We start from the raw sequence: 15,697 nt of genomic DNA, 5'->3' as shown, positions 1-15,697 counted from the left end.
AGCAGCCTCGGCTATCGCAGTCCCGCCGAGTATGAGACCGCGCTCGCAGCCTGACCACCACACCGATGGTGTCCGTCAAAGCGGAACAAGCTCAGGCGACCGTGCCGCACCGAAGGCCATGTGCAGTGCGCCCTGGGCCGTGAGGGTCGCTCCTCCGATGGCGCCGAGCGAGCGTTCCCGGCCGCCGAGCAGCCAGCCGGCCGCGAACACCGGCGCGAACCCGGCCGCCTGCGCCCACACCGGCGGGGCCATGCCGGTCGCGAGCGTGTGTCCCCCGGCGGCCAGCAGCACGCACAGTGCGGCGAACACCGCCGCGCGCAGGCTCCGGACCGCTGGGGACGCTCTCATGGCGACCGATACTCCCACGTGTGGCCGGGCGCCCGCCCATGGGTTCGATCAGTAGATGTCTCGCACATAGCGCTTGTCCGTGGCGAGTTGCTTCACATAGGCCGCCGCACCCGCCTCGTCCAGGCCGCCGTGGAGGACCGCTATGTCCCTGAGCGCCTGGTCGACGTCCTTCGCCATGCGGGAGGCGTCTCCGCACACATAGAAGTGGGCGCCGTCCTGGAGCCAGGACCACAGCAGCGGCCCGTGTTCGCGCATCCGGTCCTGGACGTAGACCTTGGTGCGCTGGTCGCGGGAGAAGGCGGTGTCCAGGCGGGTGAGCGTGCCGTCCGCCAGGAAGCCGGTCAGCTCGTCCTCGTAGTAGAAGTCGGTCGCCCTGTGCTGTTCGCCGAAGAACAGCCAGTTCGGGCCTCGTTGGCCAAGGGCGCGGCGCTGCTCCAGGAAGCCGATGAAGGGGGCGACGCCGGTACCGGGGCCGACCATGACCATGGGTGTGCCGGAGTCGGCCGGCGGGCGGAAGTGCGGGGAGGGCTGGACGTGGACCGCCACCGGGGTGTGCGCGGCGGCGTCCGCGAGGAAAGGCGAGCAGACGCCCTGGCGGGGCCTGCCGCGCAGGTTCTCGTAGCGCACGACGGAGACGGTCAGGGAGACGAGGTGCGGGTCGGTCAGCGGGCTGGACGATATGGAGTACAGACGCGGCTGGAGGCGCCCGAGGGTCTGGGCCCAGTCCTGCGGGGCGGCCTTGACGCCGTACTCCGTGATCACGTCCACGGCTTGGCGGCCCCAGCCCCACTTGGCGAGCTCGTCCTTGTTGTCCGGACGCAGGAGCTTCTTCAACTCCCTTGGGTCACGGGTGCGTTCGGCTACGAACCGGAGCAGGCCGGGGGTGATTTTCGTGATGTCCAGATGGCGCAGGAAGGCCTCGCCGAGCGGCACCTCACCGACGCCGTTCACGTCCACCGTGGCCCCGGCGTCCAGACCGGTGACGGCCAGCCACTCCTGGACCAGGTCCACCGAGTTGAGCGGCCGGATGCCGAGGGCGTCGCCCGCCTCGTACATGAGCGGACTGTCGCTGTCCCGAGTGTCGAAGGTGAACCTGCGGACCTCCTTGCCGGCGCCGGGCAGGCTCAGGAGGCGGTTGCCGGTGAGCCGGGCGAGGACGGGGGCGGGCTTCTTCGGGCGGGGCGGGGCGGCGGGGAGGGCCGGGGAGATGGCAGGGGCCGCCCGGGTCACCGTGGGGGCCGGGGCCCCGGTGTCGGCGGCCGGGGTGTCGGACAGCGCCGTCAGGACCTGGTCCAGCCACCCGTGCGCCGCGTCCTCGAAGTCCGGTTCGCAGTCCGTGCGCGGGGCCAGGCGCAGTGCGCCCAGTTCGTCCAGGCGCTGGTCGAGTCGGCGGCCGTGCCCACAGAAGTCGTCGTACGACGAGTCGCCGAAGGCCAGCACGGCGTACCGTCGGCCCTCCAGCCGGGCCGTGCCGGGGTCGGCCAGGGTGTCCCAGAAGCCGCTGCCGTTGTCGGGGGCGTCGCCGTCGCCGAAGGTGCTGGTGATCAGCAGCAGGTCGGCACCGGCCGGCAGTGCGCCGAGGTCGGCCTCGTCCATGCCGAGCAGGGAGGTGCTGTGGCCGACGGTGCTGAGCCGCTCGGCGGTGGCCGCCGCGAACTCCTCGGCGTTGCCGGTCTGCGAGGCCCAGAGGATGACGACCTCACGGCGCAGGACCGTGACCGACGAGTGTGTGGTCGAAGTCTGTGTGGCCGTCGCCCGTGAGTACATCCCGGCGAGTGTGCCGTTGACCCACAAAGCGTGCTCGGGGCTGAAGGGTGCGTCGGGGGGCAGCACCGGCACCCCGGGTGCACCCGCCGGGACCCCGGCGAGGAAGCCGACCAGGTACTGACGCTCCTGCGCGGTGAGAACGGGCGGCGGGGCCGGGTCGAGGCCGAAGACGGACGCGGCCGTGGACGACGCCGTGGGCGCGACGGGTGCCACCTCAGTCACCTGCGGCGCGACTGCCGGAACCGGGACCGGAATCGATGCCGGGCCCACCACAGCCCCCGGAGACCGCAAGGTCACCGGCACCGCCACCTTCGTCAGCGACACCGCGCACACCTTGAACTCCGGCTGGAACGACAGCGGATCCACCGCGTCGCTCGTCACCGCGTTGACGCTCAGGTACTCCCCGAACAGGTCGTTCCAGTGGAAGGGCGCGAAGCAGCACCCCGGCCGCACCCGGTCCGTCACGACGGCGGGCAGCACGGCCCGGCCGCGCCGGGAGGCCACCTCGACGGAGTCACCGTCGACCACACCCAGCGCCGACGCGTCCTGCGGATGCAACTCCACGAACGGCCCGGGGTTCAGCTTGTTGAGCTTCGCCACCTTCGCCGTCTTGGTCAGCGTGTGCCACTGGTGCTGGAGCCGCCCGGTGTTCAGGACGAACGGATAGTCGTCGTCCGGCATCTCGGCCGGCGGGATGTGCGGCCGGGCGTAGAAGACGCCCCGTCCGCTCGCCGTGGGGAACTTCAGCGACCCGTCCTCCCCCACGTACCGGATCGGGTTGCGGTCGGGCCCGTCCTCGCTCGCGGCCGGCCACTGCACCGGCGTGGACCGCAGCCGCTCGTAGGAGACCCCGCGCAGATCCCAGCCCGTCTTCGGGTTCCAGGCCTGCTTGATCTCGTCGAAGACGTCCTCGGCGCTGTCGTACGAGAATCCCTTCTCGTACCCCATCTCGCACGCGACGGCGGCGATGATCCGCCAGTCCGCCATCGCCTCGCCGGGCGGGTCGGTCACCGCCTGGGTCAGCGTGAGGTTGCGCTCGCTGTTGACGAAGACACCCTCACCCTCCGTCCACAGCGCGCCGGGCAGGACGACGTCGGCGTAGGCGTTGGTCTCGGTGTCGGTGAAGACGTCCTGGGTGACGACGAACTCGGCGGCCTCCAGTCCCTCGATGACGGTACGGCGGTTGGCGACGGAGGCGACCGGGTTGGTGCAGATGATCCAGCAGGCCTTTATCTCGCCGTCGGCCATCTTCTGGAACATCTCGACGGTGCCCTTGCCGACGCCGTCGGCGCGCAGGGTGTCGGGGGGCAGCTCCCAGAGGTCCTCCATGAAGGCCCGCTCCTCGTCGACGAGGACGGACCGCTGACCGGGCAGGCCCGGGCCCATGTATCCCATCTCGCGGCCGCCCATGGCGTTGGGCTGGCCGGTGAGGGAGAACGGGCCGCTACCGGGGCGGCAGATGGCCCCCGTGGCGAGGTGCAGGTTGACCAGGGCGTTGGTGTTCCAGGTGCCGTGCGTGGACTGGTTGAGGCCCATGGTCCACAGGCTCATCCACTCACCGGCTGATCCGATGAGCCGCGCCGCCTCCCGGATGTCGTCCTCGGCGAGGCCCGTCATCTCGGCCACGGCGGCGGGCGTGTAGTCGGCGAGGAACTCCGGCATCGCCTCCCAGCCCTCGGTGTGGGCGGCGATGAAGTCGGGGTCGGTGTGGCCGTTCGCGTGCAGCAGGTGCAGCAGGCCGTTCAGCAGGGCGAGGTCGGCGCCCGGTTTGATCTGCAGGAACAGGTCGGCCTTGGCGGCGGTGGCGCTGCGCCGCGGGTCCACGACGATCACCTTGGCGCCCGACGCCTTCACGCGCTCCATCATCCTGAGGAACAGGATCGGATGGCAGTCGGCCATGTTGGAGCCGATGACGAAGAAGAGGTCGGCCTTCTCGAAGTCCTGGTACGAGCCGGGTGGACCGTCCGCGCCGAGCGACAGCTTGTAGCCGGTACCTGCGCTGGCCATGCACAGCCGGGAGTTGGACTCGATCTGGTTGGTGCGCACGAACCCCTTGGCGAGCTTGTTCGCCAGGTACTGGGCCTCCAGGCTCATCTGCCCGGACACATAGAGCGACACCGCGTCGGGACCGTGCTCGTCGATGATCTCCCGCAGCCGCCGGGCCGTACGGCTGATCGCCTCGGCCACCGGGGCGGGCGCCGCCTCCTCGCCGCGCTCGGGACGCACCAGGGCCGTGCCAAGGCGCCCGGGCGCCGCGAGCATGTCGGCGGTGGTCGCGCCCTTGGTGCAGAGTTTGCCGAAGTTGGCGGGGTGCTCCTTGTCACCGGACGCCTTCAGGACCGTACGCCGTCCGTCCGGGCCGATACCGATGTCGAGGACCAGGCCGCAGCCCACTCCGCAGTACGAGCAGACCGTCCGCACCACGGGCACGCCTCCTGACCTCAACCGATTCGATCTCCGTCGACCGTACGAAACACCCATTACGCAGATGTCTCCCGAGCCGTTCATCAGGGGTTACACCGCCCGCACACATGACAAGGGACTCTTGTGAGCACCCTCGGAGCCCCGATCCGACGCGACACAGATTTGGAACGGTTCCATTTCTTGAACCATTCGTGTTTGTGGGGGTAGGTTGGGTCCATGACCGCCCCCCAGCTTCCGAACACCGCCGCCGAGCTGCGCGGTGCCGGCCTGCGGGTGACGGCCGCGCGCGTCGCACTGCTCGAGACCGTTCGGACCGGTGACCACCTCGCGGCCGACGCGATCGCCACGGGAGTGCGCGACCGTCTCGGCCACATATCGCTCCAGGCCGTGTACGAGGCCCTGCACTCGCTCACCGCGGCGGGTCTCGTGCGCCGTATCGAGCCGCCCGGCAGCCCGGCGCGGTTCGAGGGGCGGATCGGGGACAACCACCATCACCTGGTCTGCCGGTCGTGCGGGGCCGTCGTCGACGTCGACTGCGCCGTCGGTCACGCGCCCTGTCTGACGGCTTCCGACGACCGCGGCTTCTCGATCGACGAGGCCGAGGTCATCTTCTGGGGCCTGTGCCCCGACTGTTCTCCCCAAAGGCTTACTTCAGCACCGTGATCCACCCAGTTCGGAAGGACTGAAATGTCTGAGAACCCCGACGCAATCGTCACCGACGCCAAGACCGAGGGCACCGGTGGCTGCCCGGTCGCGCACGGGCGTGCCCCGCACCCGACCCAGGGCGGCGGCAACCGCCAGTGGTGGCCGGAGCGACTGAACCTGAAGATCCTTGCCAAGGACCCCGTCGTGGCGAACCCGCTCGGTGCGGACTTCGACTACGCCGAGGCCTTCCAGGCCCTTGACCTGGACGCCGTGAAACGGGACATCGCCGAGGTGCTCACCACCTCGCAGGACTGGTGGCCGGCCGACTTCGGCAACTACGGCCCGCTGATGATCCGTATGGCCTGGCACAGCGCCGGCACCTACCGCATCAGCGACGGCCGCGGCGGTGGCGGCCGTGGCCAGCAGCGCTTCGCGCCGCTGAACAGCTGGCCGGACAACGGCAACCTGGACAAGGCCCGCCGTCTGCTGTGGCCGGTCAAGAAGAAGTACGGCCAGTCCATCTCCTGGGCCGACCTCATGATCCTCACGGGCAACGTGGCCCTGGAGACGATGGGCTTCGAGACCTTCGGCTTCGGCGGCGGTCGCGCCGATGTCTGGGAGGCCGACGAGGACGTGTACTGGGGTCCCGAGACCACCTGGCTCGACGACCAGCGCTACACCGGCGACCGTGAGCTGGAGAACCCGCTCGGCGCCGTCCAGATGGGCCTCATCTACGTCAACCCCGAGGGCCCCAACGGCAACCCGGACCCGCTGGCCGCGGCCCGCGACATCCGCGAGACCTTCCGCCGGATGGCGATGAACGACGAGGAGACCGTCGCCCTCATCGCCGGTGGTCACACCTTCGGCAAGACCCACGGGGCCGGCCCGGCGGACGCGGTCGGCAACGATCCCGAGGCCGCCGACATGGCGGACCAGGGCCTGGGCTGGAAGTCCACCTACGCCTCCGGCAAGGGCGGCGACGCGATCACCTCCGGCCTTGAGGTGACCTGGACCACCAAGCCCACCCAGTGGAGCAACGACTTCTTCGACATCCTCTTCGGCCACGAGTGGGAGCTCACCCAGAGCCCCGCCGGCGCCAACCAGTGGGTGGCCAAGGACGCCGAGGCGATCATCCCCGACGCCCACAGCGACTCCAAGAAGCTGCCGACGATGCTCACCACCGACCTCTCGCTGCGCTTCGACCCGATCTACGGCGAGATCTCGAAGCGCTTCCACGAGAACCCGGCCGAGTTCGCGGACGCCTTCGCCCGCGCCTGGTACAAGCTGACCCACCGTGACCTGGGCCCGAAGTCCCTGTACCTCGGCCCGGAGGTCCCGGCGGAGACCCTGCTGTGGCAGGACCCGCTGCCGCAGGCCGAGGGCGAGACCATCGACGCCGCCGACGTCGCGGCCCTGAAGGCCAAGGTCCTGGAGACCGGCCTCACGGTCTCGCAGCTGGTGTCGACCGCGTGGGCCTCGGCGTCCACCTTCCGCGGCAGCGACAAGCGGGGCGGTGCCAACGGCGCCCGTATCCGCCTGGAGCCGCAGCGCGGCTGGGAGGTCAACGACCCCGAGCAGCTCGCCCAGGTGCTGCGTGCCCTGGAGGGTGTCCAGGCCGAGTTCAACGCCGGTGCCAAGAAGGTCTCCCTGGCCGACCTGATCGTCCTCGCGGGTGCCGCGGCGGTCGAGAAGGCCGCCAAGGACGCCGGTTACGACGTGGAGGTCCCCTTCACGCCGGGCCGTGTGGACGCGACCGAGGAGCACACCGACGTCGAGTCCTTCGCCGCGCTGGAGCCGGTCGCGGACGGCTTCCGCAACTACCTGGGCAAGGGCAACCGTCTGCCGGCCGAGTACCTGCTGCTCGACAAGGCGAACCTGCTCACGCTGAGCGCCCCCGAGCTGACCGTCCTCGTCGGCGGTCTGCGCGTCCTCGGCGCCAACCAGGGCGGCACGGCGCACGGTGTCTTCACCGACCGGCCGGGGGTCCTGAGCAACGACTTCTTCGTCAACCTGCTCGACCTGGGTACGACGTGGAAGTCCACCTCGCAGGACCAGACCGCCTTCGAGGGCCGCGACGCGGAGACCGGCAAGCTGAAGTGGACCGGCACCCGTGCCGACCTGGTCTTCGGCTCCAACTCCGAGCTGCGCGCCCTCGCGGAGGTCTACGCGAGCGACGACGCCAAGGAGAAGTTCGTGAAGGACTTCGTCGACGCGTGGGTCAAGGTCTCGAACCTGGACCGCTTCGACCTGGTCTGAGATCTGGTCCGAACGACTGAACGACGCAGGGGCCGGTCCGCGTGGACCGGCCCCTGTGCCATGTCTAGGCGAGCGTGGCCACGAACTTCCCGAGCCGCGCGATCCCCTCACGCAGCTCGTCGGCCGAGGCCGCGTAGGACAGCCGTACATGGGTCTCGGCGGTACCCACCCCGAAGTCCCGCCCCGGCGTGAGGGCGACATGCGCCTCCCGCAGCGCCCGCCCGCAGAACTCCCACGAGGTGAGTCCGGTGCCGCTGACGTCGAAGTAGACGTAGAACGCCCCGTCGGGCGGCACGGGCACCGGCAGCCCGATCTGCTCAAGCCCTTCGAGGACCAGTTCCCTGCGCCGCCCGAACTCGGCCCGCCGCTCCTCGCACACGGCGAGCGACCCGGGCGTGAAACACGCGAGCGCTGCGTACTGGGCGGGAGTGGAGGCGCAGATCATGTAGTTCTGCGCCAGCCGCTCCAGCGCCGGCACGAGCGCCTCGGGCACCACACACCAGCCCAGCCGCCAGCCGGTCATCCCGAAGTACTTCGAGAAGCTGTTGATCACCACGGCTTCATCGTCGTACGACAGCACACTGCGCGGCGGCCGCCCGTGCTCGTCGTGGTCGCCGAGGTCGAGGTAGATCTCGTCGACGATCCGCCACGCGTCCCGCTCCCGGGCGAGCTCGCAGATCGAGGCCAGCTCGTCGGCCGGTACCGAGGTGCCGGTTGGGTTGGAGGGGCTGGCGACCATGATCCCGCGGGTGCGGTCCGTCCAGTACGACCGTACAGAGCCGGTGTCCAGCTGGTACCGGGACCCGGCCGAGGTGGGGACCAGGGTGACCCGCGCCCCGAAGCTCTCGGCGATCTGCCGGTTGCAGGGGTACGACGGGTCGGCGATGAGCACCTCGTCCCCCGGGTCGACGAGCGCGGCGGCGCCCAGCACCAGCGCGGCCGAGGCCCCCGCGGTCACGACGACCCGGCCCGGATCGACGTCGACTCCGTGCTGATCGCCGTAGAACCGCGCTATCGCCTGCCGTAGCTCGGGCAGTCCGAGCGCCCCGGTGTAGCTCATGGGCCTGCTGCCCACGGTCTCCCGGAGCGCGTCGAGCACGGCCGGGGGCGCCCCGAAGTCCGGTTCCCCCAGGCTGAGTTTGACTACGTGGTGCCCCTCGGCCTCCAGCGCCGCCGCGTGCTTGCCGAACTCCATCGCGTAGAAGGGCGCGACGGACTGGGCGCGCTGCGAGATCCTCATGCGGCCGGCCTCCCGGTGTGTGGTGGGTCGTCGAAATGATGCCAAAGCCGGCCACGGCGTGGACCACCACGGCCAGGGCCACCAGCGTGCACGGGAGGACCTGGTCGCGGCCGCCGCATGTGACCGCGTTCGAGCCGCCGTATCGCGGCCGGTGGCGCACGCGAGCGGGCGCACCGGGTGCTCCGGCCGACGCGGCAGCATGGAGCCCTCGCCCCGCCTGCCGTCGGCCTGAACCAAGCCCCTCACCAGCGCACCGGCCCCTTCGGCCTCCTCCAGCGGAACCACCGCCCGTGCTCCCGGCGGAGATCTCGACCGCCTCACCGGCGTCCAGCGGCCCACCGCTCCAGGCACCGCCCACACGCACCACGCCTCGTACCCGCCACGGCCGCCGGCATCGGCAGCGGGGGCGAGTATGTCGGCCGCCACCGCCAGCAGTTGCGCACCCCAGGCACACCCCGAACACCGGCCGGGCCGCCCCTCACCACCAGGGCGACGGTGCCGTCCAAGGTCTCCGGTACCGGGTCACCCGCCCAGGTGCGGGACGTGCGCAGCCGCAGGCCGGCCGCCTCCAGGGCCGTACATCTGGCGTACGGAGCTTCGTGCTGGGGCGGGCTTCACCGTGTTCCTCGGGTCGCTGTCAGGGCCACGCCGCGTAGCCGCCGTCCACGCGTATCGCGTCGATGCCGCTGATGTGGCGGGCGCCGCAGCGGTCCTGGGGCAGCACCAGCTGGGCACCGGCGCGGTCGACGGGTGTGCTGTCTAGGGTGACCGCGAGCAGGACGGGGGCCCTGCCGAAGTCGGGGTCGATCTCCGCCCAGGACAGCAGGGTGTGGTGGCCGTCCGTGCCGCGGACGGCGATCAGGAAGCGGAGGCGGTCCTTGCGTCGGGCCGGGTCGAAGACCGGGCGCGCGGCCGAGAGGACGTCGTGCAGGAGCGGGCCGGTGAAGGTGTGGTGCTGGACGCCGCTGGTCGCGCACTCGAAGGCGACCTCGGCCCGGTGCTGGGGCCAGGCCAGCAGGTCGGGGACCGTCAGCCGGGCCGGGCGGTCCAGATCGCCGGTGAGGACGAGTTCCGCCGCGGGTCCGGCGGTCGTACGGGCAGCTGCGAGGGTCTGGCTCACGGGCTACCACCTCCCGGATGACCCGTACCCGGACAGCCCTCACGTACAAACGCACATGCCAACGTGATAGATCACGGTTACGGCTCATGCGATGACACAGGAGACTTTCGCCTCGCATATGCGTCACTATGATCGACGTATGCACACCGTCTGGTCGACGGCTGGAAACAGACCGCCGAACGGGATCGTCACTGAAGATCCAGGCCGGACCTTTCCGGGTGGTGGCGCTGGTCAGCCGCGAGTCGGCCGTTGAGTTTGTCGCAGAGTCCGTCAGGACCTTGAGGGAGTGGATCCGTGATGACCCGTACTGTGCGCACCCGCCGGCCCGTGCAGGTGGCCGCCCTGGGCGCCGCCGCGCTGCTGGCCCTGAGCGCCTGCTCGTCCTCCGACGACTCGGACTCCGCCAAGTCGGGCTCCTCGGCCTCGGCCTCCACGAAGATCTCCGGTGACATCACCGTCTTCGCCGCGGCCTCCCTGAAGGAGAGCTTCACGACCCTGGGCAAGGACTTCGAGAAGGCCCACCCCGGCACCAAGGTCACCTTCAGCTTCGGCGGCAGCGACTCTCTCGCCGCGAGCATCACGGGCGGGGCGCCGGCGGACGTGTTCGCCTCAGCCAGCCCCAAGACGATGAAGATCGTCACGGACGCCAAGGACAACGCCACCGCGCCGGCCACCTTCGTCCGCAACCAGCTGGAGATCGCCACCCTGCCCGGCAACCCGGACAAGGTCGCCTCCCTCAAGGACCTCACCGACAAGGACCTGAAGGTCGTGCTCTGCGACAAGACGGTGCCCTGTGGCGCCGCAGCCGAGAAGGCCCTGACCGCGAGCAAACTGAAGCTCACCCCGGTCTCCTACGAGGAGGACGTCAAGTCCGCCCTCAACAAGGTGGTGTTGAAGGAGGCCGACGCGGCGGTCGTCTACAAGACCGATGTGAAGGCGGCCGGTGACAAGGTGGAGGGCGTGGAGTTCCCCGAGTCCGCCGATGCCATCAACGACTACCCCATCGCCCTGCTCAAGGAGTCGAAGAACACCGGGACCGCGAAGGCGTTCATGGCGCTGGTGCAGTCCGCCGAGGGCCAGAGGGTCCTGACCGCGGCCGGGTTCCTCCAGCCGTGACCCTCCGATCCCCGGGCCATGCCGACGCCGCGGACACCCTCTCCGGTGGCCCGCGGCGCCGCCGTGTCCTCAGGGGCGGTGCGCCACTGCCCCTGCTCGTCCCCGCCCTGATCGGCCTGACGTTCCTCACCCTGCCCCTCATCGCCCTGCTGATCAGGGCCCCTTGGCGCAGCATGCCCGGCCTGCTGACCAGCTCCGAGGTGTGGCAGGCGCTCCAGCTCTCCCTGCTGTGCGCGACGGCGGCGACCGCGGTCAGCCTGGTCGTCGGGGTTCCCCTGGCCTGGCTGCTGGCCCGCGTGGACTTCCCCGGCCGCGGTCTCGTACGGGCCCTGGTGACGCTGCCGTTGGTGCTGCCCCCGGTGGTCGGCGGTGTCGCCCTCCTCATGGCACTGGGCCGCAACGGCGTCGTCGGCAAGTGGCTGGACTCCTGGTTCGGTCTCACGCTCCCCTTCACCACCACCGGAGTCGTGATCGCGGAGGCCTTCGTGGCGATGCCGTTCCTCGTCATCAGTGTCGAGGGCACCCTGCGCGCCGCCGATCCCCGCTACGAGGAGGCCGCCACCACACTGGGCGCCTCCCGCTTCACCGCGTTCCGCCGCGTCACCCTGCCCCTCATCGCCCCCGGTATCGCGGCCGGCGCGGTGCTGGCCTGGGCCCGCGCGCTGGGCGAGTTCGGCGCGACGATCACGTTCGCCGGCAACTTCCCCGGCCGCACCCAGACCATGCCCCTGGCCGTCTACCTCGCCCTCCAGAACGACCCCGAGTCGGCGATCGCCCTCAGCCTGGTCCTGCTCGCCGTCTCCATCGCGGTCCTGGCCGGACTGCGCGACCGCTGGATGACCACCTCATGACCGGTATCCCCGACGTCCGTGACGACACCGCGCCGGACGGCCTCGACGCCCGTCTCGTGGTCGAGCGCGGCTCCTTCCGCCTCGACGTCGCCCTCACCGCCGCGCCCGGTGACGTGGTCGCCCTTCTCGGCCCCAACGGCGCCGGCAAGACCACCGCCCTGCGCGCCCTCGCCGGACTCGTCCCGCTGTCCGACGGTCATCTGCGCCTGGACGGTGCCGCGTTGGACCGTACGCCACCGGAGTCCCGCCCCGTCGGGGTCGTCTTCCAGGACTACCTCCTCTTCCCCCACCTGACCGCGCTCGACAACGTGGCCTTCGGCCCGCGCTGCCACGGGGCGAGCAAGGCGGAGGCCCGTGCGCAGGCCGCCGTATGGCTGGAGCGCATGGACCTGTCCGCCCATGCGTCCGTCAAACCCCGCCGTCTGTCGGGCGGTCAGGCCCAGCGCGTCGCCCTCGCCCGCGCCCTGGCCACGCATCCCCGTCTGCTCCTTCTCGACGAGCCTCTCGCCGCCCTGGACGCCCGCACCCGCCTCGACGTCCGCGCCCAACTCCGCCACCATCTCGCCGAGTTCGAGGCCGTCGCCGTCCTCGTCACGCACGACCCCCTGGACGCCATGGTCCTGGCCGACCGTCTCGTCGTCATCGAGGACGGCCGGATCGTCCAGCAGGGCACCCCGGCGCACATCGCCCGTCACCCCCGCACCGACTACATCGCCCATCTGGTCGGCCTCAACCTCTACCGGGGCGTGGCGGAGCGACACACCGTCAAGGTCGAGGGCGGAGCCGAGGTCACCACCACGGAAGACCTCACCGGCCCCGTCTTCGTCGCCTTCCCGCCGAGCGCCGTCACCCTCCACCGCGACCGCCCCACCAGTTCCAGCGCCCGCAACCTCTGGCGCTGCGAAGTGAGCGGACTGGAAACCCACGGCGAACAGATCCGCGCCGCCCTGACCGGCCGACTCCCGCTCGCCGCCGACCTCACCACCATCGCCGCCGCCGAACTGGACCTGCATCCCGGGGCCACCGTATGGGCCACGGTCAAGGCGACACAGACACACGCCTATCCGGCGTGAACGACGGGTTGCGGGTCCGCTGGTGGTTCACCTCGCGGGCCCGCCCGTCACTCGTACCGGTACTTCAGTGAATCCGCCTCCGTCTGCTCGATGTCGGCGATCGTCAGCTCCGGCATCCGCAGCTGGGCCAGCGTCACCTCGGCCGAGGTCGGCTGGGCGTCGGCCGGCAGCCACTGCTCCGGCTTCCAGGCTCCGCTGCGCAGCAGCGACTTGGGGCAGTGCGGGTAGACCTCCTCGATCCCCACCACCAGCGCACTGGCCGGCGGCTTGCCCACGGCGGTCAGCTGCGACAGCAGCTCCGGGCTGGTGGAGACGCAGGCCCGGCCGTTCACCCTGAGCGTCGTGGTGCGCCCCGGGATGACGAACAGCAGCCCGGCCCGTCCGGTGGCGATGACGTTCTGCAGGGTGTCGAGCCGCTTGTTGCCGGTCGCGTCCGGTATCGCCACCGTCCGTGAGTCCAGGACGGCGACGAATCCGGCGGGGCCACCGCGCGGGGAGACGTCACAGTTGCCCTCGGCGTCCGCGCTGGCGACCAGGACCAGTGCTGAGCATCCGATCAACCGCCGGGTCTGTTCGGTGAGTTCGGTCATCTGCTTGCGCTTGGCGGCGGCGCCGGGGAGGTCGTAGACCCGGCGCAGCGCATCCTGGTCGGACACGGCGTCGAGGCGGAGCAAGTCGAAGGCACTGCCGGCGAGGGGTGTCATCATGCTCCCGACACTAATGGTCCGAACCCTGCGCCCATGGCCGACATCGCGGCCGTGGTCCGCGCCGGTCTGGAAGCCCGCGGCTGGAACGCGCACGCGTTGGAGTCGGGGAGCAGGGCATCCAAGCCCCCCTGTCCGCCTGCTTCACCGTGACCGGGGGACCAAGTCCGACCTATCCGCACCCTGCGCGCACTCATCGGCGACGGCGAAGGGGGCCCGGGCCCCTGTACACCGCCTGCGTGTCTCGCAGGTCGTGAGCTCTCTGCTCTGTCGTACGGCCGGGTGCCGATGCGGTGCTACCCGATGGTGTAGCCGGTGATCTCGCCCAGCCACTTGATCATGTCGCCCGGGTCGTCGTTGGCGCCGTGGCCGCCGTCCCAGTACATCTTGAGATTGACGTCGTCGCCGAGGTTCCGCGTCTTGAGGGCGAGGTTGGTGATCGCGGTCAGGGAGTGCGTGGTGTCGCTGGTGCCGATCCGCAGCCACCAGTTCCTCGCCCGCCGTGGGTTGCGCCTCTCCAGGTAGTGCATCGTGTTGACCAGGGTGACCTTGTGCGGGAGGTCGCTGTCGATCGTGGCGGTCCTGTCGCCGGTCGCGTACCGCAGGCCGAAGTTGGTGAAGTGCCGGGTGTTGTGGGTCTCGTCGCCGAAGTAACCCGGCTCTGCTCCTGTCATGTCCTTGCTGTCGAACGCGGGCACGGGCCGGGACCGGCCCACGTGTGCGATGAATCCGTCCCAGGTGAAGGACGCCCTGTTGGCCGACCAGGTGATGAACGGGTTGTCGGTGAGGTAGGTCGTCCGGTCGGAGTCGGAGAGGGACCGCAGATGGCTGGTCGCGGCCGGTCGCAGATAGGTCTCCAGCAGGTACCTGTCGTAGTTGGCGGCTGTCACCCGGCCGAACCGGTTGACGCCATGGACGCCGAGCGACTCCTGGTATGCGACGAACTGCGCGGTCAGCTGCTTCGAGGCCGTCTGGTCGACCAGTTCGCCGGACAGCTCGGCTGAGCCGAACATCCACTCGTAAGCCTTGTCGGCGTTGCCCAGGTCGATGATCGGGCAGAAGCAGGCGGAGGCGAACACCGCGTCGCTCGCCTCGGCCGCGCCGATCTCCCGGAGGTAGGGGTCGAACAGCGAGCTGCCCGCCGAGGCGCCCAGCAGCGAGGAGAAGGCGCCTCCGGCGCTGCTGCCATTGGTGATGATCTTGTCCGGGTTGCCGGGCAGCACGTTCCTGTTCCTGTGGACGTACCGCAGTGCGGCTTTGAGGTCGACGATGCCGGCGGGAGCCTTGCCGTAGTACGTGCCGTCCTTGACGTTGTCCCGTCCACGGGCCCCCGAGGTGACCACGACATAGCCCGCGGCGAGGGCCAGGTCCGCGTTGCGGCCCGGGTCGACCACCCCGGGCGGCCTGGGGACGGGGGCGGGCGAGGCGCCGTCGCTCGCGGAGGGGATCGCGGTGGGGAGGCGGCCGCCTGAGGCCGTGCCGGAGGAAAAGCCGCTGATCGGGATGTGGAACAAGATCGGAGCACGGGATGCGTCGATGGTCTTCCCGTCGATCTCCACCGGCTCCTGGACCTTGAGGCTCTGGTAGGTCTCGTCCACGGGCTTGGAGACGTAGACGATGTCCTGCCAGAGCCGGTAGGTGACGCTCTTCTCGGTGCCGTCGGCCGTCGTGACGGTCTTCGTCTCCGTCGTGTACGAGTCCTTGGGGAACGTCAGCGCGTGTCCGGTCGACGCCGCCGCGCCCTGCGTTCCGCCGTAGTACCAAACGGTGGTCGCTCCTGCGGCGGTGGCGGCCATGCCGGAAAGGAATATTCGGCGCTTCACATCATCATCCTTCTCAGGGTGCGGGTTTGGGTGAGCTTTTGACAGCGGGCGGCACTCCTCGACGTGGCGAATCAGCTGGCTCTGTGCTTTTCCTGACAACGAGAGCCGCGCCGGATCAAAATCGGGCGATACAGTCGCCGCGATGCGATGTGTTCAGACTTCCCTCTGAAACGGGTGCGCGCGTCCCCTGATTACCGTCTCCCGCGCATACGGCGTCCGCCGTATCGTTCCGCTCGGCATACGTGGGTCAGCGTATGGTGAACCGGCGGCCGGGCCCGCTCCGATACCCGGCGCGTACCGTGAACCGCATGAACTGTGTGGGCGCGCCCT

The 15,697-nt window shown here is 70.3% G+C and carries 10 protein-coding genes and 1 pseudogene; 5 read left to right on the top strand and 6 right to left on the bottom strand.

Annotation, left to right across the window (positions count from 1 at the left end; translation table 11 throughout):
* Positions 1-99: 99 nt before the first annotated feature.
* Together ACI2L1_RS39960 and ACI2L1_RS39955 are read right to left on the bottom strand one after the other, a co-directional pair.
* A pseudogene (locus ACI2L1_RS39960) lies at positions 100-348 on the bottom strand (hypothetical protein); the annotation flags it as partial.
* A 48-nt stretch (positions 349-396) separates the two neighbouring features.
* Entirely contained in the window at positions 397-4,596 is a 4,200-nt protein-coding gene (locus ACI2L1_RS39955) for a molybdopterin-dependent oxidoreductase (RefSeq protein WP_404744370.1), read from the bottom strand.
* Between the two features lie 159 nt (positions 4,597-4,755).
* Here ACI2L1_RS39955 and ACI2L1_RS39950 point away from each other — a divergent pair, with 159 nt between their 5' ends.
* Positions 4,756-5,202, top strand: a complete 447-nt coding sequence (locus ACI2L1_RS39950; protein WP_404744369.1) for a Fur family transcriptional regulator — start codon at positions 4,756-4,758, stop codon at positions 5,200-5,202.
* A 24-nt stretch (positions 5,203-5,226) separates the two neighbouring features.
* Positions 5,227-7,440, top strand: coding sequence for a catalase/peroxidase HPI (gene katG, locus ACI2L1_RS39945; RefSeq protein ID WP_404744368.1), 2,214 nt, complete (start codon positions 5,227-5,229; stop codon positions 7,438-7,440).
* 64 nt (positions 7,441-7,504) lie between these two features.
* Here katG and ACI2L1_RS39940 read toward each other — a convergent pair whose 3' ends face one another.
* Both ACI2L1_RS39940 and ACI2L1_RS39935 read right to left on the bottom strand, forming a co-directional pair.
* The gene (locus ACI2L1_RS39940) at positions 7,505-8,680 is read right to left on the bottom strand and encodes a pyridoxal phosphate-dependent aminotransferase (RefSeq protein WP_404744367.1); all 1,176 of its coding nucleotides are present in this window, start codon (positions 8,678-8,680) and stop codon (positions 7,505-7,507) included.
* Positions 8,681-9,317: 637 nt separating this feature from the next.
* Positions 9,318-9,800 carry a molybdopterin-dependent oxidoreductase gene (locus tag ACI2L1_RS39935; RefSeq protein ID WP_404744366.1) on the bottom strand — a complete coding sequence of 161 codons (483 nt, stop codon included), beginning with the start codon at positions 9,798-9,800 and terminating at the stop codon, positions 9,318-9,320.
* A 297-nt stretch (positions 9,801-10,097) separates the two neighbouring features.
* On the opposite strand from ACI2L1_RS39935, the gene modA reads away from it, so the two are divergent.
* From modA to ACI2L1_RS39920, 3 genes are read left to right on the top strand one after another with little or no spacing between them, the layout of a single operon-like run.
* Entirely contained in the window at positions 10,098-10,916 is an 819-nt protein-coding gene (modA, locus tag ACI2L1_RS39930) for a molybdate ABC transporter substrate-binding protein (protein WP_404744365.1), read from the top strand.
* Positions 10,913-11,767, top strand: coding sequence for a molybdate ABC transporter permease subunit (modB, locus tag ACI2L1_RS39925; protein ID WP_404744364.1), 855 nt, complete (start codon positions 10,913-10,915; stop codon positions 11,765-11,767). Before modA ends, modB begins: the two co-directional genes overlap by 4 nt.
* Positions 11,764-12,840, top strand: coding sequence for an ABC transporter ATP-binding protein (locus tag ACI2L1_RS39920; RefSeq protein WP_404744363.1), 1,077 nt, complete (start codon positions 11,764-11,766; stop codon positions 12,838-12,840). The genes modB and ACI2L1_RS39920 overlap by 4 nt, the downstream gene beginning before the upstream one ends.
* Before the next feature lie 47 nt (positions 12,841-12,887).
* Here ACI2L1_RS39920 and ACI2L1_RS39915 read toward each other — a convergent pair whose 3' ends face one another.
* Both ACI2L1_RS39915 and ACI2L1_RS39910 read right to left on the bottom strand, forming a co-directional pair.
* Positions 12,888-13,547, bottom strand: coding sequence for an MSMEG_1061 family FMN-dependent PPOX-type flavoprotein (locus ACI2L1_RS39915; protein ID WP_404744362.1), 660 nt, complete (start codon positions 13,545-13,547; stop codon positions 12,888-12,890).
* A 293-nt stretch (positions 13,548-13,840) separates the two neighbouring features.
* Positions 13,841-15,367: a subtype B tannase gene (locus ACI2L1_RS39910; protein WP_404744361.1), complete on the bottom strand. Its 1,527-nt coding sequence runs from the start codon at positions 15,365-15,367 to the stop codon at positions 13,841-13,843.
* Positions 15,368-15,697: the final 330 nt, after the last annotated feature.

The organism is Streptomyces sp. NPDC019531, assembly GCF_044903305.1.
Lineage (GTDB): Bacteria > Actinomycetota > Actinomycetes > Streptomycetales > Streptomycetaceae > Streptomyces.
Note: the sequence above shows the minus strand (reverse complement) of the source record. Positions and strands in the feature narration are given on the sequence as shown.

Excerpts from the sequence above, each read along its gene's own strand:
- ACI2L1_RS39955 (WP_404744370.1), bottom strand. The coding sequence starts at position 4,596 with ATGGGTGTTTCGTACGGTCGACGGAGATCGAATCGGTTGAGGTCAGGA.
- modA (WP_404744365.1), top strand. The coding sequence starts at position 10,098 with ATGACCCGTACTGTGCGCACCCGCCGGCCCGTGCAGGTGGCCGCCCTG.
- ACI2L1_RS39940 (WP_404744367.1), bottom strand. The coding sequence starts at position 8,680 with ATGAGGATCTCGCAGCGCGCCCAGTCCGTCGCGCCCTTCTACGCGATG.
- ACI2L1_RS39920 (WP_404744363.1), top strand. The coding sequence starts at position 11,764 with ATGACCGGTATCCCCGACGTCCGTGACGACACCGCGCCGGACGGCCTC.
- katG (WP_404744368.1), top strand. The coding sequence starts at position 5,227 with ATGTCTGAGAACCCCGACGCAATCGTCACCGACGCCAAGACCGAGGGC.
- ACI2L1_RS39950 (WP_404744369.1), top strand. The coding sequence starts at position 4,756 with ATGACCGCCCCCCAGCTTCCGAACACCGCCGCCGAGCTGCGCGGTGCC.
- ACI2L1_RS39915 (WP_404744362.1), bottom strand. The coding sequence starts at position 13,547 with ATGATGACACCCCTCGCCGGCAGTGCCTTCGACTTGCTCCGCCTCGAC.